Raw genomic sequence first — 23,066 nt, 5'->3', positions numbered from 1 at the left:
TTGTGGCGCCGGCCTGCATGCTGGCGCGCGGGTGCGGTGCAAAGGGCGCGGCAGTATACCGCGCACGTCCGGCTGTCGACAGTCGCTATCGCCCCTGGCCTTCGTCGCCTTCGCTAGGCAAGGCTCGGGGTGGGCAGGTACATTGGCGGCCACTTGCTAGTATGGGATGGAGCCCGTGAGCAGATGACTTCCGAGTCCAAGTGGTATGATTTACAAGGGCTTTTTCTTCGGCGATTCGGAATCGCCGCGGCGACCTACGGCCTGGTTCTGGCGCTGACCTGGCTGGGCATGGGCCTCGGGCTGTACCGCTCATCGATGACCGTGCTGGTGGTCAGCTCCCTGTTGGTGATCCTCAGCCAGTTCGCCTTTTTCCTGCTGTTCCGCTTTGACCTGAACCTTCGCTTCGATGACCCGAGCCTCACCGAGACCCAAGTCCTGGTGGCCACGGCCTGGCATACCTTCTTCATCTTCCAGATGGCGGAGGGTCGCGGCACGCTGCTGGTGTTCTACGTCGTGATTCTGCTGTTCGGTATCTTCCAATTGCGCCCGCTGCGCTTCGTCGGCTGTGCCGCGTTCGCATTCCTCTGCTTCGCCGGAGTGACCGGGCTCGAGGTCTATCTCGCCGGTGGCGCTCTGTCGTCGTCGATGGTGCTGCAGCTGTGCGTGCTGTTCCTGGTGTTCGGCTGGTTGAGCCTGATCGCCAACTACGTGCAGCAGTTGCGCGAGCGCATGCGCCAGCGGCGCTTCGCCCTGCAAGCGCACCAGGACACGCTGCGCGGGATGATGCGTCAGCTGGAGAACCTGGCGTCCACCGATGAACTCACCAGCCTCTACAACCGCCGGCATTTCCTGCGCCTTGCCGATCGCGAGCTGAGCAACCTGTCCGCCGGCCGCCAGCATGGCATGGCGCTGATCGACCTCGATCACTTCAAGCGCATCAACGATCAGCATGGCCACGCCGTGGGCGACCGGGTGCTGCAGCAGTTCGCCAGCATGGCCCGCGCCAACCTGCGGGATCGCGATGTGCTGGCCCGCTATGGCGGCGAGGAGTTCGTGCTGCTGCTGCCCAACAGCGATGCCGAGCAGGTTCTGCTGTGCTGCGAGCGCCTGCGCGACGGTTTCTCGCGCATCGAACTGGCCGATGCCGACGTCAGCGGCCTGAGCCTGTCCATCGGCATGACCCTGCTGCAGCCTGGCGATGAACTGGACGACGCGTTGCAGCGTGCCGATCAGGCGCTGTACCGGGCCAAGCGCGGCGGGCGCAACCGTTGCGAGGCGAACTGGACGCGTGTCGATGCCACGTCTTGAGGTCCGCGACCGGCAGTGGTCGGTGGCGGCGGGAAGCAACCTGCTCGATGCCCTGAACCGCGCCGGAGTCCGCGTGCCCTACAGCTGCCGCGCGGGCAGTTGCCACGCCTGCATGGTGCGCTGCGTCGCCGGGGAGGTGGAGGACGCGTTGCCCGGCGCGCTGGATGACGCCCGCCGCGCCGCCGGCTGGCGGCTGTCGTGCCAGTGCCGGGTGGTCGGCGACCTGCGTGTCGAAGTGTTCGATCCCGCTGTCGACGCGGTGGCCGCTCAGGTGCTGCAGGTCGACTGGCGCCCGGCGGATGTGCTTCGCCTGCGCCTTCAGCCTTCGCGTCCCTTGGCTTATCAGCCCGGGCAGCATGTGCAGCTGTTCGATGCCGGTGGCACCTCGCGACCCTATTCCTTCGCCAGCCTGCCGGGCGACGGCGCGCTGGAGTTTCACCTGGATTGCCGCGAGCCGGGTGCCTTCAGCGATGCGGCGCGCGCCCTGCGAGTGGGCGATGCGCTGCGCATCGGCGAGGTACGCGGTGGAGCCCTGCACTACGACCCGGACTGGAGCGAACGTCCGTTGCTCATCCTGGCCAGCGGCACGGGGCTCGCGCCGCTCTGGGGCGTGTTGCGCGAGGCGCTGCGCCAGGGGCACACGGGCCCGATCAAGCTGGTCCACCTGGCCCGGGACGTCCACGCCCACTACCTGGCGCAGGAGCTAGGCGAGCTCGCCGCGGAGCATCCGCAGCTGAGCGTCGAGCTGGTCACGGCGGCCGAGTTGCCGCGTGTTTTGGCCGGATTCCGCCTTGTTCCGCGGCGAACCGTCGCCTTACTCTGCGGCCAGCCTGCGCGCGTGGAGGATTTCGCCCGAGCGCTTTACCTGGCCGGCATTCCCCGTTCCAACCTGCTGGCCGACGTCTTCCTGCCACGTGCCTGAAGTGCCTGTCGAACGCTGACCTCCTTCCACCCTGGACGCGGGTTTCGATGGGCCTTCGGCACCCGGAGCCACCATGTCCGATCACGTTCTTGCCGACCGCAATTCGGGATTGCTGAGCCTGCAGCTCAATCGCCCCGACAAGAAGAATGCGCTGACCCGCGCCATGTACTCGCGCCTGGCCGAGGAGCTCGAGGCCGCGGATGCCGATCCGGCGATCCGTGCGGTGCTGATTTCCGGGGGCGAGGCCTGCTTCACCAGCGGCAACGACCTCGCCGATTTCATCCAGGCACCGCCGAGCGGCCTGGACAGCGCGGTGTTCAGTTTCATGAGTGCGCTCTTCGAGCTGAAGAAGCCGGTGGTGGCCGCGGTCGCCGGGCCAGCCGTCGGCATCGGCACCACGCTGCTGCTGCACTGCGATCTGGTCTACGTCAGCCGCGATGCGATGTTGCGCATGCCCTTCGTCAACCTCGGCCTGTGCCCGGAATTCGGCTCCAGCCTGATTCTCCCACGCCTGCTCGGGCACGCCCGGGCGACGCAACTGTTGATGCTCGGCGAGAGCTTCAGTGGCGAGCAGGCGGCCCAGTGGGGCATCGCCAACCAAGCGCTGGGCAGCGGGCAGGCGACGCTGGACAAGGCCCGGGAAATGGCGCTGCGCTTCGGCCGGCTGGCGCCGTCGGCGGTGGCCGACGCCAAGCGGCTGATGCGCGCGCCGGGGCGTGAGGAGCTGCGGCGGGTGATCGAAGAGGAAGGCGCGCTGTTCGGTCAGCGACTGCGCTCGCCCGAAGCCGCGGAAGCGTTGAGCGCCTTCATGCAACGCCGCGAGCCCGATTTTTCGCGCTTCGCCTGATCTCGCCCGGACATGAAAAAGCCGCTCATCGAGCGGCTTTTTCGTTCCTGCGCGCGGGCGTCAAACCAGCGCTTCACCGACGTGCAGCAGCTTCATCGTGTTGGTGCCGCCGATGGTGTGGTAGCTGTCGCCCTTGGTCAGCAGCACCCAGTCGCCCTGTTCCACCAGGCCGCGCTGCAGCAGTTCGTTGACCGCCGCCTGGCTGAGGCTTTCGGTGCGTGGCGTGGTGGGGTCGAAGGGGATGGTGTAGACGCCGCGGAACAGCGCCACCCGTGCCTGGGTTTCTCGGCTCGGGCAGAAGGCGAAGATCGGCACCGCGGAGCGGATGCGCGACATGATCAGCGGGGTGAAACCGCTTTCCGTGAGGCTGATGATCGCCTTCACGCCGGGGAAGTGGTTGGCGGTGAACATCGCCGCCAGGGCGATGCTTTCGTCGCAGCGGCTGAAGGTGTGGCCCAGGCGATGGCTGGACTTCTGGCTGGTCGGCTGCTTCTCGGCGCCCAGGCAGATGCGCGCCATCGCCTTCACCGCTTCCACCGGGTAGGAGCCGGCGGCGCTTTCCGCGGAGAGCATCACCGCGTCGGTGTAGTCGAGCACGGCGTTGGCCACGTCGGAAACTTCCGCGCGGGTCGGCATCGGGCTGGAGATCATCGATTCCATCATCTGCGTGGCGGTGATCACCGCCTTGTTGAAGCGGCGCGCGTGCAGGATGATTTTCTTCTGGATGCCGACCAGTTCGGCGTCGCCGACTTCCACGCCGAGGTCGCCACGGGCGACCATCACCGCGTCGCTGGCGCGGATCAGCGCGTCCAGGGTCTCGTCGTCGGCTACTGCTTCGGCGCGTTCGATCTTCGCCACCAGCCAGGCGGTGCCGCCGGATTCGTCGCGCAGCTTGCGGGCGTATTCCATGTCCGCCGCGTCACGCGGGAAGGACACGGCAAGGTAGTCCAGGTCCATTTCGGCAGCCAGCTTGATGTCGGCCTTGTCCTTCTCGGTCAGGGCCGGGGCGGTCAGGCCGCCACCGCGACGGTTGATGCCCTTGTGGTCGGACAGCGGGCCGCCGATCAGAACGCGGCAGTGCAGTTCCTCGTCGTTCTTGCCTTCCACACGCATAACCACGCGGCCGTCGTCGAGCAGCAGCTCGTCGCCGACATCGCAGTCCTTGACCAGGTCCGGGTAGTCGATGCCGACCACGTCCTGGGTTCCGGCGTCACGCGGGAAGGTGACGGAGAAGCGGAAGCTGTCGCCTTCCTTGAGCTCGATGCGCTTGTTGGCGAACTTGGCGATGCGGATCTTCGGCCCCTGAAGGTCACCGAGCAGGGCGACGAAACGACCGTGCCGGGCGGCGATACTGCGGATCAACGCGGCCCGCGCCTTGTGCTCGTCGGGCGTGCCGTGGGAGAAGTTCAGGCGGGCGACGTCGAGCCCGGCGAGAATCAGCTGTTCGATCACTTCCGGCGAGTTGCTGGCCGGGCCGAGGGTGGCGACGATCTTGGTGCGGCGCGAGGTCATGCAGTAGCTCCGTGGTTCAGGCAAGTTTCGAGGCTACTATGCTGGGGCGGTGTAGTCATTGTTCGCGTGCACTACGTTGCCCGCGTCCGGCAACCGACGAAATGATGCGGCGCATTCCCTGCAGAAATCCCCCGCCACGCCGATACGCTGCCCATCGGAGGAGATTGCCCATGAGATGTCTGATCGCCCTGGCGTTGCTTGCCGGAGTCGCGGGTTGCACCCGCTTTACCCTGGACCACCATCTGAACAACGCGTACCGCGCCTACGACGAGGGCGACTGCGAGCAGGTCATGCTCGAGTTGTCCCAGGCCGAGCGCAAGAGCCGCTCGCGCAACTACCTGCAGCCGGAGATATCCCTGCTGCGCGGGCAATGCCTGGAGCGCCAGAGCCTGTTCGTCGATGCGGCGCAGACCTACCAGTTCATCATCAGCCGCTACCCGACCAGCGAATACGCCTATCGGGCGCGGGCACGGCTGGAAACCCTCGACCAGTTGGGTCAAGCTCGGCCGACGGTGCCCGCCAAGCCGATTCCGGCACCGCCGCCGCATTGATCCTTTTGGCCCGTAACGGATGACCGAGCATGCGTCACTGGTGGCTTCTCCTGATCCTGCTGCCTCTGCTGGCCACCGCGGAGATCTACCGCTGGACGGACGCCAAGGGCACGCTGCATTACGGGGAACGGCCGCCGGCCGGCGCGCAAAAGGTCGATGTGCGCCCGCAGGTGATCGAGCGCGACGCCGCCACGCAGGCGCGTGAGGAACGCACCGAGCGCTTCTTCGGGGCGCGGCGCGAGGAGCAGGCGAAGACGGCCGTCGAGGCGCAGCAGAAGCAGTCGAGCCGCAATGAGCGCTGCCGCGCGCTGCGCAGCAACCTCGGTACGCTGAACAGCGGCAGGAAGCTCTACTACCGCGACGACAAAGGCGAGCGGGTGTTCTACAGCGACGAGCAGTTGAGTACCGCCCGTCGCAAAATCGACGCGCGGCTGGCAGCGGACTGCGCCTGACGGCTGTTCAGCGACCGTGAACTCGGACCATACTCGACCCACATTCATAGCGATAAGCCATCATGCGTCTACCGTCTCGAATCGAGCGCCATCAGTTGCCGTACTACCTGAAGGTGTTCAACCGGCATACCGATAAACCGATGGGCTACCTGGGCAATGTCTCGGTCGATGGGCTGATGCTCATCAGCGAGTGGCCGATGCTGACCGATGCGCGCTTCGACATGCGCCTGAAGATTCCCGGCCAGGACGGGCAGATTCATTTCGTCGACTTCTATGCGACCTGCCAGTGGAGCCAGGAAGACGCTACGCCGGGAAGCTACGATTCGGGCTTTTCCCTGGTGGCGCCGCCGGCCGAGTATGTCGAGCTGGTCCAGGTGCTGCGCCAGTACTTCGCTTTCAGCCCCAAGGTGACGTCGCCGCAGTGACGCCCCACGCGCCCACGGATGGGCGCCATCCCCGCTCTACAGAACGCCCGCCTTTTTCCACGCCAGATACCGCCCGACCAGTTCCGGACCGAGTTCGCCCGGGCGTGCGTCGAGGATCGGCAGTCCGTTGGCGGCGAGACGATCATGCAGCCCGCCACGGGCATTCAGGTAGTTGAGCGTGCCGCAGTAGGCGAGGGCATCGTCGTAGCCCCGAACCGGTGTCTGCCGCAGGCGATCGAGCACCTCCTCGCGCATACTGGCGACCAGCACCCGATGCTGGCGGCCGAGGCGCTTGAGCGCGCCGAGCAGTTCCTCGTCGTCCTCGTCGCGCAGATTACTGACCAGTACCACCAGGGCGCGGCGGCGCTGGCGGGCGAGCAACTGGCTGACCGCCGCCGCATAGTCCGCCGGGCGCTGGCTGCTGGCGAGGTCGTACACCGCGTTGAGCAGCACGCTGAGCTGCGCATGGCCCTTGGCCGGCGCGACGTGGCGGTCGTGCTCGCTGGCGAAGGTCGCCAGGCCCACCGCGTCGCCCTGGCGCAGCGCCACGTAGCTGAGCAGCAGGCAGGCGTTCAGCGCGTGATCGAAGTGCGCCAGCTCGTCGTCCTGGCTGCGCATGCGTCGGCCGCAGTCGAGCAGGAAGATGATCTGCTGGTCGCGCTCGTCCTGGTATTCGCGGGCAATCGGCAGGCGCTTGCGCGCGGTGGCTTTCCAGTCGATCTGCCGCAGGGTGTCGCCGTCGCGGAATTCGCGCAGCTGGTGGAATTCCTGTCCCAAACCGCGACGCGGGCGCTGGCGAACGCCGAGCTGGCTCAGCCAGTCGTCCACCGCCATCAGTTGGGCGCCATAGAGACGGGCGAAATCCGGGTAGACGCGGGTCTCGCCGGGTAGCGCCAGCAGGCGCCGGGCGCGCCACAGGCCGAGCGGGCTGGGCACGCCGAGCTCGCAGCGGACGAAGCTGAAATGCCCGCGTACCCGTGGGCGCAGGCGATAGCCGAATGAGCTGGTTTCGCCCGGGCGCAGCTCGACGGTCTGCGGCAGCGCCTCGAAGGCCAATCCGTCCGGCACGTGATCGAAGACCTCGACCCGCAGCGGCCGCGCATGATCGTGCGCCAGTTCCAGACGCACTTCCTCGCTGCGGCCCAAGGGCAGGTTGCCCGGCAGGCGCCGTTGCAGACGCGGCGAAGGGATGCGGCGCAGGCGCCAGGCGTCGACCGCGGCGAAGGCGCACAGCGCCAGCAACGCACCCCACCAGAGCCGATGCAGCGGCGCCGGCATTGTCACGCCAAGCGCATCCAGCGCGCCGAGCAGCAGGGCGGCGGCGAAGAGCGTGGCGACGAGCGCCAGCAGCCTGCGCGAAGGTTTCATCGTGAGGTGCTCATAGGCGCGGGGCCGGAACCTGTTCGAGCAGTTGCAGGAGGACCTGGTCGACCGACAGCCCTTCGATCTCCAGCTCCGGCGACAGCCGCACGCGGTGGCGCAGCACGGCCAGGGCGCAGCCCTTCACATCGTCCGGAATGACGAACTCGCCGCCGCGCAGCAGCGCACGGGCTCGCGCGCCGCGCACCAGCGCGAGCGAGGCGCGCGGCCCGGCGCCCAGGCTCAGGCCCGGCCAGTTGCGGGTGGCGCGGCCCAGGCGCACGGCGTAATCGAGCACCTGCTCGTCGAACGGCAGGTCGCTGGCGATCTTCTGCAGGGCGAGCACGTCCTTGGCTTGCAGCAGGGTGCGCAGCGGCGTGACCTCGAGCATGTCGGCGCGGGCCGAGCGGGTCACCTGGCGGACCATCTCCAGTTCTTCGCCGGCGTCCGGATAATCCATGCGCAGCTTGAGCATGAAGCGGTCCAGCTCGGCCTCGGGCAGCGGATAGGTGCCTTCCTGCTCGATCGGGTTCTGCGTGGCCAGCACCATGAACGGCTGCGGCACCGGCAGCGCGCGGCCTTCGAGGGTCACCTGGCGTTCCTGCATGACTTCCAGCAGTGCCGCCTGGGTCTTGGCGGGCGCGCGGTTGATCTCGTCGGCCAGCAGCAAGTGGGTGAACACCGGGCCCTTGCGCAACTTGAACTGCTCGCTGGCGAGGTCGTAGACGGCGTGGCCGGTGACGTCGCTGGGCATCAGGTCGGGGGTGAACTGGATGCGCGAGAATTCGCCGCCGAAGCAGCGCGCCAGCGCCCGCACCAGCAGGGTCTTGCCGAGGCCGGGAACGCCCTCGACGAGCACGTGGCCGCCGGCGATCAGCGCGGTGAGCACGTCGTCGATCACCTCGCGCTGGCCGATCACGGCCTTCTGCAGTTCGTGGCGCAGCGCCTGGGCCAGCTGGATCGCGCGCTGGCGCTGCACTTCAGGGCTGGAGCCGCTGGCGGCGGGCGTTGCGCTGGGTTGTTCCTGATCGCTCATAGGGCATTCCTGAGGGTTTGCAGGTGGGCTACCTGGCGGGTGAAATCGGCGGCGGAGAGGCGTTTGTCCGGCACCGGACGCATCGCCTGGCTGACGTGGCCGGGCGGCAGGCGACTGAGTCGGCCGAGCGTCTGCCACTGTTCGGCGACGCCGAGACGTTCGAAGCCGGGATGACGGCGGCGCGCGCGGCGCTGGATATCCTGTTGCAAGTCCTGCAGCAGGGTGCGCTGGCCGCTGCGTCGGAGCAGGAAATCGGCACTGCCGCGCAGGTGCTCCTGCAATTGCCGGCGCGATAGCGCGGGCAGCGGTTGCAGCGGGCCACTGCGCTGGCCGACGTGCCAGAGGCCCAGGGCGAGCAGCAGCGCGAAGGCGGCCAGCGCCTCCGGGAAATACCTGCCGAGCAGGCTGGCGAGGTTGTCGCGATCGGCGCGGTAGAGCAGGGTGACGGCGCTGTCCTGGGTCAGGTACCAGAGCAGCCAGGCGTTGTCGTACTCGCCGATCTTGCCGTTCTGCCAGATCCACGCGTCGGTGACCACGCTGATCAGCCCTTCGCCGTACTGCAACTGCAGCAGGTGCGTGGTCCGGGCGCTGTTGGCCCAGGCGTGGGCGCGGTTCTGCGAGTCGTACAGGTGGAAGTCGGTGTCGAAGCCGATGTAGGCGGGCGCCTTTTCATTCTCCAGGTAGAGCTTGGTCAGCTCCGGATAGGCATCGGCGTCGTCGGATTCCGCTTCCTGCTCGGGATCGGCCTCATCGGGCGCGGCGTCCTCGGCCGGCTTCTCCAGGTCCTTGCTGCGCAGTTGCTGGATGCCCAGGCGATCCAGCAGCAGGTCGCCGCTCTCACCCTTGTCCTCGTCGTACAGGCGCTCGGCGACCACCAGCAGGTGTCCGCCCCTGGCTGCCCATTCCAGCAGCCGTTCGTTCTGCCGCGGCGTGATGCGGTCGCGCTCGCCGAGCAGCAGCAGGGTCTGCCCGACGCTGGGCAGGTCCGCCAGCCGTTCCAGGCCATCGGCGCGCTGTACCTGCAGGCCACGCCCGCGAAGGAAATTTTCGGCGGCGAGGTAGGGATTGGCGGCGACTTCCGGAGCCGGCCCCTGTTTGACTTCTTCCTGATAAGTCGTGACCCGCCCGAGCAGGTAGATCGCCAGCAGGCCGAGCACCAGCACGGTCGCCGACAGCAGGTAGAACAGCGGCCGCCGTTTCATCGCGGCACTCCGTGCCCGAACAGCTGCCGCCAGCCCTGGCACAGCTCGTCGCGGCTGGAGAGGGGCGGGGGCCGGTGGCCGTAGGCGAGGTTCTGCCAATGGCGGGTCAGGCGGCTCGCGTAGGCGCTGAGGTCGTCCTGATAGAGTTCCTCAACCAGTTGCAGCACTTCGCCCTCGGTGTGCGCGCTTTTCAGCGGCAGACGGAACTCGCCCAGCAGGCGGCTGAGCAGCGCGCGGTAGAGCAGGCCCAAGGCTTCACGCGGCTGTTCGTCCCAGAGGCGCTCCACGCTGCCGGCGATGTCGTCGGGCAGGCTTTCCGGCGTCACTTGCAGGCCGAACAGCACGGCCGGGCGCTCCCGCGCGACGCGTTGTCGTTTTTCGCGCCCCGTGGCGAACAGCGTCAGCCATTCGCGGTAGCGCCACAGCAACAGGCCGATCAGCCCGAACAGCGCGGCCCACAGCAGCACCTCGAAGAACAGTGCGATGCCGTCGATGCTCTTCCAGAACTCCGCGAGGTGGAACAGGCCCCTGAGCAACTGCCCAAGCGACTCGACGTCGCCGCGGTCGACGTCCTTCTGCGGGTCGTCGCCAAAGCGCCAGCGGGTGACGGTCTGGCGGTTCTCGAAGGGCGGCGCATCGAGCAACTGGCCGATCGCCGCGCGGCTGGCCTTGCTGGTCAGCGTCTGTTGCTGCAGGCGATCGGCGTCTGGCCCCAGTGGGTCGGCCTCCGGCAGCGGGCAGATGGCCGCGGGTGTGTCTTGCGCCCAGCTGCGCTCCATCGGCTGCACCAGCAGCAGGCCCAGGCCGACCAGCAGCGCGTAGGCGACACCGCCGAGCCGCTGGCGAATGCGGCGGAACACCAGTTCGATGTCCCAGGCTTCCAGCGCCGTGCGGCGGTTCAGGTAGAGGCTGAAGCCGCAGGCGACGTACACCGGCTCCCAGACGATCAGCGCCAGCGCGTAGAGCAGGTTGGACAGGTGATCGAGCCACAGCCAGTTCCCGGCGTCGGGGGAGATCAGCTTCTGCCAGTCCAGATCGATGCTCATCTGTTGCGGCAACACCATATAGAGGGCGGTGACCAGGCCGAGCCAGAGGGCCATTTCCAGGTGAACGCCGACGATGGTCAGCCAGCTCGCCGCGCCGGTATCGCGCTGGCCGAGGACCACCAGGCGCTGATTGCGCGCGGCGCCGGAAAGCCCTTCGAGTTGCAGCACCGGCAGGTCGAAGCTGCGCGTCGGGCTCAGCCGGCGCCAGGTCAGGCTGGCGATCAGTTGCGGCTTGAGCAGGCGCGGGAAGGCGCGCAGCGCCTGGCCGAGGGTTGGCGTGTCGCCGAACAAGGCGCGCGAGAGGATGTACAGGGGCAGGCGCTCGAACGCCGGCTTGAGCAGCCAGAAGACGAACATCGCCCAGCTCGGGTACTCCCACAGCAGCGCCGTGAGCAGCGCCAGCACCGGCAGGCTGATCAGCGCCCAGCTGGCCATCAGCAGGCCGGCGTGGCGGCGCGCCAGCAGCACGCCGAGGTCCAGCGCCTCCCAGGCGCTGCGCGGACGGATCGCTACGCTGGCGTCAGTCAGGCGCATGGCGGCGTCCGACCAGCAGGAAATAAGCGAGCACCAGCGCCCAGAGCGCGGCGCCGACCGCATATTTGACGGTCGGCGTGGTGTAGGTCATCGACGACCAGTAGGCCTCGATGAACGCCGCGATCAGCAGGAACAGGATCACCCCGCCGACCAGTTGCACGCTGGTGCGGGCGGCCTGGCGCAGCGCCTCGCCGCGGGTCAGTCGACCCGGCGCCAGCAGCGCCCAGCCGAGTTTGAGCCCGGCGGCGCCGGAGAAGGCGATGGCGGTCAGCTCGAAAGCGCCGTGGCCGATGACGAACGACCAGAAGGTGTGGATATAGCCGATCTCGGTCAGGTGTCCGGCCACCGCTCCGATGGTCAGCCCATTGAAGAGCAGGAAGAACAGGCTGCCGAGGCCGAGCAGCAGGCCGCTGGCGAACGTCTGAAAGGCGATGCCGATGTTGTTCATGATGTAGAACCCGAACATCGCCCAGTCGTCGCTGGAGCCACGTTCGCCGAAGCGCCCCAGGCGGTGCGCGTCCGGGTCGTACATCGACTCCATGTTCTGTACCTGGTCCGGGTCCATCAGGCTGTAGATCAGCTCGGGATAGAAATAGGTCAGCAGGCCCATGCCGATCAGGCTGCCGAAGAAAAGCCCGAAGGCCAGCGCCACGCTGCGCCACTCGGCACGCACCAGGCGCGGGAATCCGCCGAACAGAAAACTCAGCAGGCGGGCGCCGAGCTGGCTGCGGTGGCGATAGAACTGCTGGTGCCCACGCATCGCCAGCTGTTGCAGCTGCTCGATCAGGTGCGGGCTGTAGCCGCGGGTCTGGGCCAGGGCGAGCTGCTGGCAGAGCTGCCGGTAGGCGGCGGCGAAACCCTGGCAGTCCTCGCGCGTGGCCTTGCCGCGCTCGAGCGCGTCGAGCCGGGCGGCGAAGCACTGCCATTCGGCCTGGTAGTGGCTTTCGAACAGGCTCTGCTTCATGCCGAACCCAACAGGCCGTGGGCAATGCCGTTGATCCGCGCCTCGGCCTGTTCCGGCGACACGCCGAGCGGCTCGGCGAGGATCGCCGCCAGCTCGGTACGTCGGGCCGCGGACAGGCCGCCCTGGCGTTCGGCGAACTCCAGCAGCGCGCGCTGTTCTTCCAGGTTCATCGCGAAGGGCGCACGCAGCGGTTCGGCCGCGGCCAGCGGCGGGCGTTCGGCGGAGCGGTCGCGGTAGATCACCAGGGTGCCGGCGGCGATGTCGCCGAGGCGCTTGAAACCCCGGCTGTTCAGGCAACTGAGGATGCCGAGGGTGTAGCCGAACGGCAGGATGTCGGCGAAGCGCAACAGGTTGCGGGTCAGCGAGGCACCCCAGCCGACCGGGGTGCCATCGTCGTGGACCACGCGCAGGCCGATGATCTGCTTGCCCGGCGAGCGGCCCTGGTTGAGCACCTCGAACAGCACCATGTACCACCAGGTGACGAGGAACATCAGGATCGCCCCAAGGCCCATGCCGAACTGGCCGAGGGTGAACAGCAGGACGAACATCACGCCGAGGATCAGCCCGCGGATGGCGAGGTCGATGGTGAAGGCCAGGGCGCGTGGCACCAGGCTGGCAGGGCGCAGGATGAGGTCGATGCCTTCGGGCGTCTCGATGCGCAGCCGGGTATCCAGGGGCGCGGTAGGCGGGGCCGGAGGGGCGTGGCGGACGGCGGTCGAGGGCATCGGTGAACCAGGGCGGAGAGGCTGGGGCATGCTAGCGACCCGGCGTGGTGCCCGGCAAGCATGACGCACCGGCGAGGCTCTGGCGCGGCGGTGCTAGACTCGCGACGCGCCCCCCACAAGGAAGACTCCGTGAGCTCCAGCATCTTCTGGTACGACTACGAAACCACTGGCATCGACACGCGCCGAGACCGCCCGCTGCAGGTGGCCGGCATCCGCACCGACGAAGCGCTGGTGGAGATCGACGAGCCGCTGAATCTCTACTGCCGCCCCAGCGAAGACATCTTGCCGCACCCTGCGGCGTGCCTGATCACCGGAATCACGCCATCGGTGCTGCGGGAAAAGGGTCTGGGCGAAGCCGAGTTCATCACCCGTCTGCACCGCGAGCTCTCGCTTCCCGGAACCTGCGTCGCCGGCTACAACAGCCTGCGCTTCGACGACGAGGTCACGCGCAATGGCCTTTACCGCAATTTCTTCGACCCTTATGCCCGTGAGTGGCAGGGTGGCAACAGCCGCTGGGACCTGATCGATCTGGTGCGCACCGCCTACGCGTTGCGTCCCGAAGGCATCCAATGGCCGCGGGAGGACGGCCGGGTGACGCTCAAGCTCGAACGGCTCACCGCCGCCAACGGCATCCACCATGGCCAGGCCCACGACGCGCTGGCCGACGTGCGCGCGACCATCGCCCTGGCGCGGCTGATCCGCGAGCGCCAGCCGAAGCTCTACGACTTCCTCTACCAGTTGCGCGGCAAGCAGCGCGTGCACGAACAGATCCAGCTGTTGCAGCCGCTGGTGCATGTCTCCGGGCGCTTCGCCGCGGAACGCAGCTACCTGGCCGTCGTGCTGCCATTGGCCTGGCATCCGAAGAACCGCAACGCACTGATCGTCTGCGACTTGCAGGCCGACCACCTGCCGCTGCTCGAGCTCGACGGCGAGGCCCTGCGCCAGCGCCTCTATCGGCGTCGCGACCAGTTGGCCGAGGGCGAGTCGCCGGTTCCGCTGAAGCTGGTGCACGTCAACAAGTGCCCGGTGCTGGCGCCGCTCAAGGTCCTGCGCGACAGCGACCGCGAGCGCCTCGGCGTGGACCTCGAGGCCTGCCTGGCGCGCGCCGCGCTGCTGCGCGAGCAGCAGTCGCTGTGGCGAGACAAGCTGCCGCTGGTGTATGCGGAGGAGTCGTTCCCGTCCGGCGACGATCCCGAACAGATGCTCTACGACGGTTTCATCGGCGATCGCGACCGCCAGTTGTGCGAGCGCGTGCGTCGCGCCGATCCGCAGCTGCTGGCGCGGGAAAACTGGCCGTTCGACGACCCGCGGCTGCCGGAATTGTTGTTCCGATATCGCGCGCGCAACTTTGTCGAAACCTTGTCCGGCGAAGAACAACAGCGCTGGGCGGAGTTCTGTCGGGCCCGGCTGAGCGCACCCGAGTTCGGCGCACCTAATACGCTGCCGGCGTTCGACCAGGCACTGCGCGAGTTGCAGGCAACCGCCAGCCCGGAACAACAGTCTCTGTTACGTGAGTGGCAGGATTATGCGCAGGCCCTGCGTGTGCGCTGGGGATTGTGAAAGGCGTTGCGGAAAAAACGGACCAATAAAAAACGCCGGCAATTGCCGGCGTTTTTTATTGGCGTTCAATCAACCGAGAAAGCTCGACCAGCCTTCGACTACATCCGAACCCCACTTGGCTTTCCACTCTTTCAGCGTCTTGTGGTTGCCACCTTTGGTTTCGATGACTTCACCGGTGTTCGGGTTCTTGTACTGCTTGACCTTGCGCGCGCGCTTGGTGGTGCCGGTGCCGGTCGCCTTGCTGGCGCGCGGTGCCTTGGACTGGCGGGCGTCCGGGTCGAGCAGGGCAACGATGTCGCGCAGCGACTTGGAGTATTCGCCCATGAGTGCGCGCAGTTTGCCTTCGAACTCCAACTCCTTCTGCAGTTTGTCGTCTTGCGACAGATTCTTCAGGCGCTCCTGAAGTTCTTTGATGGCTTCTTCCGTGGCGCGGTACTCATTGATCAGCGACATTGGCTTACCTTAAATAGTCGGGGGTTGATAGTGGCTCAATAATAGTCATCGCTGTTTGCCAAGTAAACATCTAACGGATGAGTAGGGTTATTTTTTAATTATCCTCGTTTTATTGGGCTGCGATTGATTAAAGACCCGGGCGAGGCGGCATGAAGTTGTTCTCGCAAAACCCGCAGGACGCGTCGGTTTTTTTCCGTCGGGACAATTAAGCGGCGCCCGCCGGCCTGCCGTTGGCCGGGCGAGGGCTGGCGCCTGGCGACAGTTACTGAAAGTTTCCACGGGTGTGGCTAGAATGGCCGCCTTTGTGAATCTGGAGTAAAGAAATGCGCACTTTTCGGCTGGTCATCGCCTGTCCGGATGGCGTCGGTATTGTCGCCAAAGTCAGTAACTTCCTGGCCACCTACAACGGCTGGATCAGCGAGGCGAGCCACCACTCGGACCACCAGAGCGGCTGGTTCTTCATGCGCCACGAAATCCGCGCCGAGTCGCTGCCGTTCGATCTGGAGGAGTTTCGCCAGGCCTTCGCACCGATCGCCAAGCAGTTCTCGATGGTCTGGCGGATCAGCGATTCGGCGCAGAAGAAGCGCGTCGTACTGATGGCGAGCCGCGAATCGCATTGCCTGGCCGACCTGCTGCACCGCTGGCACAGCGGCGACCTGGATTGCGAAATCCCCTGCGTGATCTCCAACCACCAGGACCTGCGCAGCATGGTGGAGTGGCACGGCATTCCGTTCTTCCACGTGCCGGTCGATCCGCAGGACAAGCAGCCGGCGTTCGCCGAGGTCTCGCGTCTGGTCGAGGAACACCAGGCCGACACCGTGGTGCTGGCGCGCTACATGCAGATCCTGCCGCCGGACCTGTGCCGCCGTTTCGCCCATCAGGTGATCAACATCCACCACAGCTTCCTGCCCTCGTTCGTCGGCGCCAAGCCGTACCACCAGGCGTCGCTGCGTGGCGTGAAGCTGATCGGCGCGACCTGCCACTACGTCACCGAGGAGCTGGACGCCGGCCCGATCATCGAGCAGGACGTGGCGCGCATCTCGCACCGCAACAGCATCGAAGACCTGGTGCGCCTGGGCAAGGATGTCGAGCGCCGGGTACTCGCCCGCGGGCTGCGCTTCCACCTGGAAGACCGCGTGCTGGTCCACGACAACAAGACCGTCGTGTTCGACTGAGCCGGAGTTGCCCGTGAGCGATCCCCTCGACCGTGCCACCTCGAAAGCGCCGCCCACCGTCGGCGAGGGCTGCGTGCGGCGCTACGATCCGGAGGCGCTGAGCAGCGAGGATGGCACCGAGTTTCCCGACGCCCAGGCGTTGTGGGAGCGGCTCAAGGACGAGGAGGGCGAGGGGCCTCCGCCCGGCAAGACTGACGACGAAGGCGCCTGAGGGCGTCTTTTCTTTTCCCGCACCGCGGGCGACTTGTTCGATTACGGCGAAAGACTGTTGCAGGATTTGTCATGGCCTAATAGCTGCCTAGGCAGTATTGTTCTTTGCGTATAGCTGACTAGGCAGAGAACATGCAGCACTACGATCGCGACAATTTCCCCCTGCGCTATTCCATCGGCCACCTCCTTGCGCTGGTCAACCAGCAGAAGGACCGCCTGTTGGACAAGTACCTGGCTCCCCACGACGTCACGGCGGCGCAATTCAAGGTCCTGCTCTTGCAACAGAAGGACGCGGCACTGGATACGCCGGCAGCCCTGTGTCGGGCGCTGTCGCTGGACAGTGGTGCGATGACGCGGATGCTCGACCGGCTGGAGAACAAGGGCCTACTGACGCGGGTGCGTTGCGACGCCGATCGGCGCCAGGTGCGCCTCCTGCTGACCGAGCAGGGCAAGGCCTTCAGCCAGCAGATCATGTCCATCGCCGCGGATGCGCTGAACGACCTGACACAGCCCCTGACCCGCGAAGAGTTCAAGGAGCTGGACCGGCTGCTGCGCAAGATCCTGACGCCCACCGGCCTGTTGCCGGATGCCCAGGGAGCGCACTGAGATGAACGCACGCCTTTCCCTTTGCGCCCTGTGCGTGGCCCTGGCGCTGGCCGGCTGCGCCTCGTCACGTGGCTTGCAGCCCGAGGGTGCGCTGCTCGATGCGGGCACGCTGAGCAGCGAGCGCACCTTCGCCAGCGAGCGCCTGACGCCGGCTGCCTGGCCGCGTGCCGACTGGTGGAACAGCCTTGGCGATGTGCGCCTCGATGCGTTGATTCGTGAAGCGCTGGCCTCCAGCCCCGACCTCCAGGTAGCCGACGCGCGTACGCGCCAGGCCAGCGCCGCCGCGCTCGCCGCCGATGCGGACCGCCAGCCGAATGTCGACCTCAACGCCGCCGTCAGCCGTTCGCGCGAGTCGCGCATCGATGATTCCAGTGGCCAGGGCGAACGCTACGGCACGCTGCGCAGCCTGTCGGCGGATGCCAGCTACAGCTTCGATCTCTGGGGTGGCGAGCGCGCCGCCTGGGAAGCGGCGCTGGGGCGCGCGCGGGCCAGCGAAGTCGATGGCCAGGCCGCGCGGCTGACGCTCGCCGCCAACGTGGCGCGCGGCTACAACGACCTCGGCCTGGCGTTCCGCACCCAGGACATCGCCGAGCAGGACCTCAAACGCACCCGCGACATGCTCGAGCTGTCGCAGCGCCGATACGCCGCCGGGATCGACAGCGAATACCAGTTGCAGCAGACGCAGAGCCTGGAAGCCGCGGCCGATGCGACGCTGACCGCCGCGCGCCAGCAGGTGCGCAGTGCGCAGATCCGCCTGGCGGTGCTGCTGGGCAAGGGCCCGGACCGCGGCGCCGAGCTGCCGCGTCCGCAACTGATCGCACCGACCGCGGTGAGCCTGCCGGCGCAGTTGCCGGCGGAGCTGATCGGCCGGCGCCCGGACCTGGTCGCCGCGCGCTGGCGTGTCGAGGCGGCGTCGCGGGACATCGACGCCAGCAAGACGCGCTTCTACCCGAACCTCAACCTGACGGCGTCCGCCGGTATCAAGTCGGTGCTTGGCGACGCGCTATTCGGTGGGCCGAGCCGCTTCTTCGAGGTCGGACCGGCGCTGTCGCTGCCGATCTTCGACGGCGGCCGTCGGCGCGCCGACCTGGCCGGCCGCGATGCCGACTACGACCTCGCCGTGGCGCAGTACAACCAGACGCTGCTCGCGGCGCTCGGCGATATCGGCGACGGCATCACCCAGCTGCGCTCGCTGGACCAGCAGATCCTCCAGCAGCAGCGCGCCCGCGACATCGCCCGCAGCTCCTTCGACATCGCCATGCAGCGCTACGGCGACGGCATCGGCAACTACCTCGACGCGCTGAGTGTCGAGCAGCAACTGCTGCAGGCCGAGCGCCAGCTCGTCAGCCTGAACGCCCAGCGCGTCGATAGCGCGGTGCTGCTGATGCAGGCGCTGGGCGGCGGTTTCCAAATTTCCGGCTCGCCCGCGACTCCGCTCGCCGCAGCCTCCACCTCTTCACGCTGAGTAGACGACCATGGCTGATTCCACGCCCAACACCGTCGAGCACGCCGAGAGCGCCGGCGCCGAACAGAACAACAAATCCTCCGGCAAGCGCAGGACGCTGCTCATCGGCCTGGCGCTGCTGGTGATCCTCGCCGTGCTCGGGGTTTACCTCTATCACCTGTTCTACGGGCGGTTCCACGAGAGCACCGACGACGCCTACGTCAACGGCAACCTGGTGCAGATCACCCCGCAGATCACCGGCACGGTGGTCAGCATCGGCGCCGACGATGGCGACTACGTCGAGCAGGGCCAGGTGCTGGTGCGTTTCGATCCGAGCGACAGCGAGGTCGCGCTGCAGAGCGCCGAAGCCAACCTGGCGAAGACCGTGCGCCAGGTGCGCGGGCTGTACAGCAACGTGGACTCCTACAAGGCCCAGGTCGCCTCGCGCAAGACCGACGTGGAGCGCGCGCGCAGCGACTTCCAGCGTCGCCAGAAGCTGGCTCAGGGCGGCGCGATTTCCCAGGAAGAACTGTCCCATGCCCGCGACACCCTGACCTCGGCGCAGAGCGCGCTGACCTCCGCGCAGCAGCAGCTTGATACCAACGCCGCGTTGGTCGACGAGACCGACATCGCCTCGCACCCGGACGTCAAGGCGGCGGCTGCGCAGATGCGCCAGGCCTACCTCGACGAGGCGCGCAGCAGCCTGGTGGCGCCGGTCAGCGGCTATGTCGCGCAGCGTTCCGTGCAAGTCGGTTCCCGCGTGCAGCCGGGCACTCCGCTGATGGCGGTGGTGCCGCTGGAGCAGATCTGGATCGACGCGAACTTCAAGGAAACCCAGCTGCGCGACATGCGCATCGGCCAGCCGGTGGAGGTCGAGGCCGACCTCTACGGTAGCGACGTGCGCTACCGCGGCACCGTGGAAAGCCTCGGCGTCGGCACCGGCACCGCGTTCTCGCTGCTGCCGGCGCAGAACGCCAGCGGCAACTGGATCAAGATCGTCCAGCGCCTGCCGGTGCGCATCCGCCTGGAGCCGGACAACCTGAAGAAGCATCCGCTGCGGATCGGCCTGTCCACCGATGTAAACGTCGACCTGCACGACCAGGACGGCGAGTTGCTGGCGCAGAAGCCGCTCGAGCAGCCGCGTTTCTCCACCGACGTGTACGAGCGACAACTGGCCGAGGCCGACGCGCTGATCGAGCAGATCATCCAGCGCAACGCGCCGGGCACCCGCGCCGGTGGCGTGGCCGGGCGCTGACGGGAGCCTGCCATGAGCGATAACGCCTTCCGCCCGGCGAGCATGCTGCTGGCGACCATCGGGATTTCCCTGGCGACCTTCATGCAGGTGCTCGACACCACCATCGCCAACGTCGCGTTGCCGACCATCGCCGGCAACCTCGGGGTGAGTTCGGAGCAGGGCACCTGGGTGATCACCTCGTTCGCCGTGTGCAACGCCATCGCCCTGCCGTTGACCGGCTGGATGGCGCGGCGCTTCGGCGAGGTGAAGCTGTTCCTCGCCGCGGTGATGCTGTTCGTGATCACCTCGTTCCTCTGCGGCATCGCCCGCTCGATGCCCGAGCTGGTGCTGTTCCGCGCGTTGCAGGGGTTCGTCGCCGGGCCGCTGTATCCGATGGCGCAGACGCTGCTGCTGGCGATCTTTCCCACCGCCAAGCGCGGCATGGCGCTGGCGCTGCTGGCGATGGTGACCGTGGTGGCGCCGATCATCGGACCGATCGCCGGCGGCTGGATCACCGACAACTACAGCTGGCCCTGGATCTTCTTCATCAACGTGCCGATCGGCGTGTTCGCCTGCCTGGTGGTCTGGAGCCAGTTGGGCAAACGGCCGGAGAAGATCGTTCATCAGCCTATCGACTACGTCGGCCTGAGCCTGCTGGTGATCGGCGTCGGCCTGCTGCAGGTGGTGCTCGACAAGGGCAACGACCTGGACTGGTTCGAGTCGACCTTCATCCAGGTCGGCGGCGCGGTGGCGGTGGTGGCGCTGATTGCCCTGGTGATCTGGGAACTCACCGACAAGCACCCGATCGTCAACCTGAGCCTGTTCCGCTACCGCAATTTCTCCTTCGGCACGCTGGCGCTGGTGCTCGGCTATTCCGGGTTCTTCGGCATCAACCTGCTGCTGCCGCAGTGGCTGCAGACCCAGCTCGGCTACACGCCGGTGTGGGCGGGCCTGGCTGCGGCGCCGATCGGCCTGCTGCCGGTGTTCCTCTCGCCGCTGGTGGGGCGTTTCGCGCACAAGGTCGACATGCGCCTGCTGTCCGGCGGTTCGTTCCTGGTGATCGGGGCGTCCTGCTTCATGCGCGCCACCTTCAACACCGAGGTGGATTACCGCCACATCGCCGAAGTGCAGGTGTTCATGGGGCTGGGCATCGCGCTGTTCTTCATGCCCACCACCAGCATCCTGCTCTCCAGCCTGCCGCCCAAGGACATCGCCGACGGCTCGGGCCTGGCGACCTTCCTGCGTGTGCTTGGCGGCAGCTTCGCCTCGTCGCTGACCACCTGGATCTGGCAGCGGCGCGCCGACCTGCACCACGCGCAGCTGGCCGAGCACGTGACCGCCTACGACCCGGCGACGCAGCAGTATCTGCAGCAGTTGGGAGGGGCATCGACCGCGCACTACGCGCAGATCGACAAGATCGTCGAGAGCCAGGCCTACATGCTCTCGACGGTGGAGTACTTCACCCTGCTCGGGTGGATGTTCTTCGGCCTGATCCTGATCATCTGGCTGGCCAAACCGCCGTTCACCGCCAAGGCCGCGGGCGGCGGAGGCCACTGAGCCCGGCGGCGCCGCAGGTCAGATGCGGAAGCTGTCCACCAGGTGCTTGAGGCGGGTGACCTGGCCTTCCAGGTCGCCACAGGCGCGCAGGGTGGCCTGGAGGTTTTCCACGCCTTCCTGGTTCAGCAGGTTGATTTCGTTGATATCCACGTTCAGCGACTCGATCACCGTGGTCTGTTCCTCGGTGGCGGCGGCGACCGACTGATTCATGCCGTCGATCTCGCCGATCCGCTGGGTCACGCTGCCCAGGCGCTCGCCGGCCTGATTGGCGACTTCCACGCTCTGTTCGCTGTAGCGCTGGCTCTCGGTCATGGTGCTGACCGAGGTGCGCGCGCCGACCTGCAATTCCTCGATCATCTGCTGCACCTGCGCCGCCGATTCCTGCGTGCGATGGGCGAGGTTGCGCACCTCGTCGGCGACCACCGCGAAGCCACGCCCGGCTTCCCCGGCGCGCGCCGCTTCGATGGCGGCGTTGAGCGCCAGCAGGTTGGTCTGCTCGGAAATGCCGCGGATCACCTCGAGAATCTGCCCGATGTTGGCGGTCTTGCCGTTGAGCTCCTCGATGGTGTCGCAGGACGAGCGAATCTTTCCGGACAGGTCGGTCATCGCGCCGATGGTCTTCTGCACCACCTGGCGGCCGTCTTCGGCGAGGTTGCGGACATCGGAAGCCTGATGCGAGGCGTCGGCGGCATTGCGCGCGATTTCCTGCGCGGTGGCGCCGAGTTCGTTGATCGCCGCGGCGACGCTGTGGGTCCGGTTGGCCTGCTCGTCGGAGTTGCTCATCGACGAATTGGAGGCGCTGACCACCAGTTGGGCGACTTCATGCACCTGCGCGGTGGCCGAGGAGACTTCGCGAATCGAGGCGTGGACCCGTCCGACGAAGCGGTTGAAGGCGTCCGCCAGGTCGCCGAACTCGTCGTGCGAGTGGATTTCCAGGCGCTTGGTCAGGTCGCCCTGGCCTTCGGCGATGTCCTCCATCGCACGGCCCATCAGGCGCACCGGCTGCATCAACACGCGGATCAGCATGCCGAGCAGCAGCAGGATCAGCACCACCGCCACGATCGTGGCGACGATCGCCGAGGTACGGAATTCCTGCAGCATGGAGAACGCCTTGGCCTTGTCGATGGACAGGCCGACGTACCAGTTCACCGAGGGCAGCCCCTTCACCTGGGCAAAGGTGACGATGCGCGTGCCCTCGGCGCCTTCGACTTCGCTGAAGCCGGGGCCGATGCTCAGCTTGCTGGCGGGGAAGGCTTCGTTCAGCGATTTCATCACCAGGTTCTTGTCCGGATGAACCAGCATCTTGCCGTCGGCGCTGACCAGGAAGGCGTAACCCATGCCCTCGAAGTCCAGCGAGTTGATGATCTTCACCAGGGTCTGCAGCCCCAGGTCGCCGCCGACCACGCCGAGGGTCTGGCCGTCCCGGCGCGCGGGGGTGGCGATGGTGATGATCAGCTCGTTGCTGGCGGCGTCGATGTAGGGTTCGGTGAGCGTGGTGCCGCCGGCGGCGAGCGCATCCTTGTACCAGGGCCGGGTGCGCGGGTCGTAGCCGTCGGGCATCGGATCGTCCGGGCGCATGGTGAAGGCGCCGTCGCGAGTGCCCAGGTAGGTGAAATTGAAGCTGGAGGTCAGCGCCTTCTGCTCCAGCAGGTTGACCACCGCCTCCGTCGAATCGTTGTTGGCGACCGATTGCGCCGCGCTTTCCACCAGCAGAAGGCGCCCGGACAGCCAGTTCTGGATGTTGCTGGCGGTCACTTCGCCCATTTCCCCCAGATAGTTCTCCAGGTCCTCGCGAATCGCGTTGCGCTGCAGGTAGTCGTTGTAGAGGGTGAACAGCGAGAAGGCGACCACCACCACCAGCGAGGCGGCGAGCAGAATCTTGTGGCTGAACTTCAGGTTCGAAGGCATGGCGGAATCCGGTTTGACGTGCACGGGTAGTCGGCC

At 67.0% G+C, this 23,066-nt stretch carries 22 protein-coding genes; 13 read left to right on the top strand and 9 right to left on the bottom strand.

Annotation, left to right across the window (positions count from 1 at the left end; translation table 11 throughout):
• Positions 1-183 precede the first annotated feature (183 nt).
• The 3 genes from BLV15_RS21165 (at position 184) to BLV15_RS21155 (ending at position 3,077) form a co-directional block, all read left to right on the top strand.
• Positions 184-1,308 carry a GGDEF domain-containing protein gene (locus BLV15_RS21165; protein ID WP_090231710.1) on the top strand — a complete coding sequence of 375 codons (1,125 nt, stop codon included), beginning with the start codon at positions 184-186 and terminating at the stop codon, positions 1,306-1,308.
• Positions 1,295-2,230 carry an iron-sulfur-binding ferredoxin reductase gene (locus BLV15_RS21160; protein WP_090231709.1) on the top strand — a complete coding sequence of 312 codons (936 nt, stop codon included), beginning with the start codon at positions 1,295-1,297 and terminating at the stop codon, positions 2,228-2,230. Before BLV15_RS21165 ends, BLV15_RS21160 begins: the two co-directional genes overlap by 14 nt.
• A 73-nt stretch (positions 2,231-2,303) precedes the next feature.
• Positions 2,304-3,077, top strand: a complete 774-nt coding sequence (locus tag BLV15_RS21155) for an enoyl-CoA hydratase-related protein (protein ID WP_090231708.1) — start codon at positions 2,304-2,306, stop codon at positions 3,075-3,077.
• A gap of 60 nt (positions 3,078-3,137) precedes the next feature.
• On the opposite strand, the gene pyk is transcribed toward BLV15_RS21155, so the two are convergent.
• Positions 3,138-4,589 carry a pyruvate kinase gene (gene pyk, locus BLV15_RS21150; RefSeq protein ID WP_090231707.1) on the bottom strand — a complete coding sequence of 484 codons (1,452 nt, stop codon included), beginning with the start codon at positions 4,587-4,589 and terminating at the stop codon, positions 3,138-3,140.
• Positions 4,590-4,759: 170 nt separating this feature from the next.
• On the opposite strand from pyk, the gene BLV15_RS21145 reads away from it, so the two are divergent.
• The 3 genes from BLV15_RS21145 (at position 4,760) to BLV15_RS21135 (ending at position 6,017) form a co-directional block, all read left to right on the top strand.
• Complete coding sequence (locus BLV15_RS21145) at positions 4,760-5,140, top strand: tetratricopeptide repeat protein (RefSeq protein ID WP_090231706.1); 381 nt, start codon at positions 4,760-4,762, stop codon at positions 5,138-5,140.
• Between the two features lie 29 nt (positions 5,141-5,169).
• A complete protein-coding gene (locus tag BLV15_RS21140) occupies positions 5,170-5,592 on the top strand; it encodes a DUF4124 domain-containing protein (protein WP_090231705.1) in 423 nt (140 codons plus the stop codon).
• Positions 5,593-5,654: 62 nt separating this feature from the next.
• Positions 5,655-6,017 (top strand): PilZ domain-containing protein, encoded by a 363-nt coding sequence (locus BLV15_RS21135; protein ID WP_090231704.1) that lies wholly within the window; start codon positions 5,655-5,657, stop codon positions 6,015-6,017.
• 36 nt (positions 6,018-6,053) lie between these two features.
• Here the strand turns inward: BLV15_RS21135 and BLV15_RS21130 are convergent, their stop codons facing one another.
• From BLV15_RS21130 to BLV15_RS21105, 6 genes are read right to left on the bottom strand one after another with little or no spacing between them, the layout of a single operon-like run.
• Positions 6,054-7,385 carry a DUF58 domain-containing protein gene (locus BLV15_RS21130; RefSeq protein ID WP_090231703.1) on the bottom strand — a complete coding sequence of 444 codons (1,332 nt, stop codon included), beginning with the start codon at positions 7,383-7,385 and terminating at the stop codon, positions 6,054-6,056.
• 10 nt (positions 7,386-7,395) lie between these two features.
• Positions 7,396-8,412 carry an AAA family ATPase gene (locus BLV15_RS21125; RefSeq protein ID WP_090231702.1) on the bottom strand — a complete coding sequence of 339 codons (1,017 nt, stop codon included), beginning with the start codon at positions 8,410-8,412 and terminating at the stop codon, positions 7,396-7,398.
• Complete coding sequence (locus BLV15_RS21120) at positions 8,409-9,614, bottom strand: DUF4350 domain-containing protein (RefSeq protein WP_090231701.1); 1,206 nt, start codon at positions 9,612-9,614, stop codon at positions 8,409-8,411. The genes BLV15_RS21125 and BLV15_RS21120 overlap by 4 nt, the downstream gene beginning before the upstream one ends.
• Positions 9,611-11,194 (bottom strand): DUF4129 domain-containing protein, encoded by a 1,584-nt coding sequence (locus BLV15_RS21115; protein WP_090231700.1) that lies wholly within the window; start codon positions 11,192-11,194, stop codon positions 9,611-9,613. Before BLV15_RS21115 ends, BLV15_RS21120 begins: the two co-directional genes overlap by 4 nt.
• Entirely contained in the window at positions 11,181-12,158 is a 978-nt protein-coding gene (locus tag BLV15_RS21110) for a stage II sporulation protein M (RefSeq protein ID WP_090231768.1), read from the bottom strand. Before BLV15_RS21110 ends, BLV15_RS21115 begins: the two co-directional genes overlap by 14 nt.
• Entirely contained in the window at positions 12,155-12,883 is a 729-nt protein-coding gene (locus BLV15_RS21105) for an RDD family protein (RefSeq protein ID WP_090231699.1), read from the bottom strand. Before BLV15_RS21105 ends, BLV15_RS21110 begins: the two co-directional genes overlap by 4 nt.
• Positions 12,884-13,012: 129 nt before the next feature.
• Here BLV15_RS21105 and sbcB point away from each other — a divergent pair, with 129 nt between their 5' ends.
• Positions 13,013-14,443: an exodeoxyribonuclease I gene (sbcB, locus tag BLV15_RS21100; protein WP_090231698.1), complete on the top strand. Its 1,431-nt coding sequence runs from the start codon at positions 13,013-13,015 to the stop codon at positions 14,441-14,443.
• Positions 14,444-14,512: 69 nt separating this feature from the next.
• Here sbcB and mvaT read toward each other — a convergent pair whose 3' ends face one another.
• The gene (mvaT, locus tag BLV15_RS21095; RefSeq protein WP_090231697.1) at positions 14,513-14,896 is read right to left on the bottom strand and encodes a histone-like nucleoid-structuring protein MvaT; all 384 of its coding nucleotides are present in this window, start codon (positions 14,894-14,896) and stop codon (positions 14,513-14,515) included.
• A 323-nt stretch (positions 14,897-15,219) separates the two neighbouring features.
• Between mvaT and purU the strand changes: the two genes are divergently transcribed.
• The 6 genes from purU (at position 15,220) to BLV15_RS21065 (ending at position 21,122) form a co-directional block, all read left to right on the top strand.
• The gene (purU, locus tag BLV15_RS21090) at positions 15,220-16,071 is read left to right on the top strand and encodes a formyltetrahydrofolate deformylase (RefSeq protein ID WP_090231696.1); all 852 of its coding nucleotides are present in this window, start codon (positions 15,220-15,222) and stop codon (positions 16,069-16,071) included.
• A 13-nt stretch (positions 16,072-16,084) separates the two neighbouring features.
• Entirely contained in the window at positions 16,085-16,282 is a 198-nt protein-coding gene (locus tag BLV15_RS21085) for a hypothetical protein (protein WP_090231695.1), read from the top strand.
• A gap of 131 nt (positions 16,283-16,413) precedes the next feature.
• Positions 16,414-16,887, top strand: coding sequence for a MarR family transcriptional regulator (locus BLV15_RS21080; protein WP_090231694.1), 474 nt, complete (start codon positions 16,414-16,416; stop codon positions 16,885-16,887).
• A 1-nt stretch (position 16,888) separates the two neighbouring features.
• Entirely contained in the window at positions 16,889-18,352 is a 1,464-nt protein-coding gene (locus BLV15_RS21075; protein ID WP_090231693.1) for an efflux transporter outer membrane subunit, read from the top strand.
• A 10-nt stretch (positions 18,353-18,362) separates the two neighbouring features.
• A complete protein-coding gene (locus tag BLV15_RS21070; protein WP_090231692.1) occupies positions 18,363-19,586 on the top strand; it encodes an HlyD/EmrA/EmrK family protein in 1,224 nt (407 codons plus the stop codon).
• Positions 19,587-19,598: 12 nt separating this feature from the next.
• Complete coding sequence (locus tag BLV15_RS21065) at positions 19,599-21,122, top strand: DHA2 family efflux MFS transporter permease subunit (protein WP_090231691.1); 1,524 nt, start codon at positions 19,599-19,601, stop codon at positions 21,120-21,122.
• 18 nt (positions 21,123-21,140) lie between these two features.
• On the opposite strand, the gene BLV15_RS21060 is transcribed toward BLV15_RS21065, so the two are convergent.
• Positions 21,141-23,030: a methyl-accepting chemotaxis protein gene (locus tag BLV15_RS21060; protein WP_090231690.1), complete on the bottom strand. Its 1,890-nt coding sequence runs from the start codon at positions 23,028-23,030 to the stop codon at positions 21,141-21,143.
• Between the last annotated feature and the right edge of the window lie 36 nt (positions 23,031-23,066).

Origin of the sequence: Pseudomonas kuykendallii (genome assembly GCF_900106975.1) — a bacterium.
Classification (GTDB): domain Bacteria; phylum Pseudomonadota; class Gammaproteobacteria; order Pseudomonadales; family Pseudomonadaceae; genus Pseudomonas_O; species Pseudomonas_O kuykendallii.
The sequence above is the reverse complement of the archived record's forward strand: the minus strand, read 5'-3'. Positions and strand labels throughout refer to the sequence as shown.

Excerpts from the sequence above, each read along its gene's own strand:
- BLV15_RS21080 (WP_090231694.1), top strand. The coding sequence starts at position 16,414 with ATGCAGCACTACGATCGCGACAATTTCCCCCTGCGCTATTCCATCGGC.
- BLV15_RS21115 (WP_090231700.1), bottom strand. The coding sequence starts at position 11,194 with ATGCGCCTGACTGACGCCAGCGTAGCGATCCGTCCGCGCAGCGCCTGG.
- BLV15_RS21120 (WP_090231701.1), bottom strand. The coding sequence starts at position 9,614 with ATGAAACGGCGGCCGCTGTTCTACCTGCTGTCGGCGACCGTGCTGGTG.
- BLV15_RS21070 (WP_090231692.1), top strand. The coding sequence starts at position 18,363 with ATGGCTGATTCCACGCCCAACACCGTCGAGCACGCCGAGAGCGCCGGC.
- BLV15_RS21130 (WP_090231703.1), bottom strand. The coding sequence starts at position 7,385 with ATGAAACCTTCGCGCAGGCTGCTGGCGCTCGTCGCCACGCTCTTCGCC.
- BLV15_RS21135 (WP_090231704.1), top strand. The coding sequence starts at position 5,655 with ATGCGTCTACCGTCTCGAATCGAGCGCCATCAGTTGCCGTACTACCTG.
- pyk (WP_090231707.1), bottom strand. The coding sequence starts at position 4,589 with ATGACCTCGCGCCGCACCAAGATCGTCGCCACCCTCGGCCCGGCCAGC.
- purU (WP_090231696.1), top strand. The coding sequence starts at position 15,220 with ATGCGCACTTTTCGGCTGGTCATCGCCTGTCCGGATGGCGTCGGTATT.
- BLV15_RS21145 (WP_090231706.1), top strand. The coding sequence starts at position 4,760 with ATGAGATGTCTGATCGCCCTGGCGTTGCTTGCCGGAGTCGCGGGTTGC.
- mvaT (WP_090231697.1), bottom strand. The coding sequence starts at position 14,896 with ATGTCGCTGATCAATGAGTACCGCGCCACGGAAGAAGCCATCAAAGAA.
- BLV15_RS21065 (WP_090231691.1), top strand. The coding sequence starts at position 19,599 with ATGAGCGATAACGCCTTCCGCCCGGCGAGCATGCTGCTGGCGACCATC.
- BLV15_RS21165 (WP_090231710.1), top strand. The coding sequence starts at position 184 with ATGACTTCCGAGTCCAAGTGGTATGATTTACAAGGGCTTTTTCTTCGG.
- BLV15_RS21075 (WP_090231693.1), top strand. The coding sequence starts at position 16,889 with ATGAACGCACGCCTTTCCCTTTGCGCCCTGTGCGTGGCCCTGGCGCTG.
- BLV15_RS21110 (WP_090231768.1), bottom strand. The coding sequence starts at position 12,158 with ATGAAGCAGAGCCTGTTCGAAAGCCACTACCAGGCCGAATGGCAGTGC.
- BLV15_RS21060 (WP_090231690.1), bottom strand. The coding sequence starts at position 23,030 with ATGCCTTCGAACCTGAAGTTCAGCCACAAGATTCTGCTCGCCGCCTCG.
- BLV15_RS21160 (WP_090231709.1), top strand. The coding sequence starts at position 1,295 with ATGCCACGTCTTGAGGTCCGCGACCGGCAGTGGTCGGTGGCGGCGGGA.
- BLV15_RS21140 (WP_090231705.1), top strand. The coding sequence starts at position 5,170 with ATGCGTCACTGGTGGCTTCTCCTGATCCTGCTGCCTCTGCTGGCCACC.
- BLV15_RS21125 (WP_090231702.1), bottom strand. The coding sequence starts at position 8,412 with ATGAGCGATCAGGAACAACCCAGCGCAACGCCCGCCGCCAGCGGCTCC.
- BLV15_RS21105 (WP_090231699.1), bottom strand. The coding sequence starts at position 12,883 with ATGCCCTCGACCGCCGTCCGCCACGCCCCTCCGGCCCCGCCTACCGCG.
- BLV15_RS21155 (WP_090231708.1), top strand. The coding sequence starts at position 2,304 with ATGTCCGATCACGTTCTTGCCGACCGCAATTCGGGATTGCTGAGCCTG.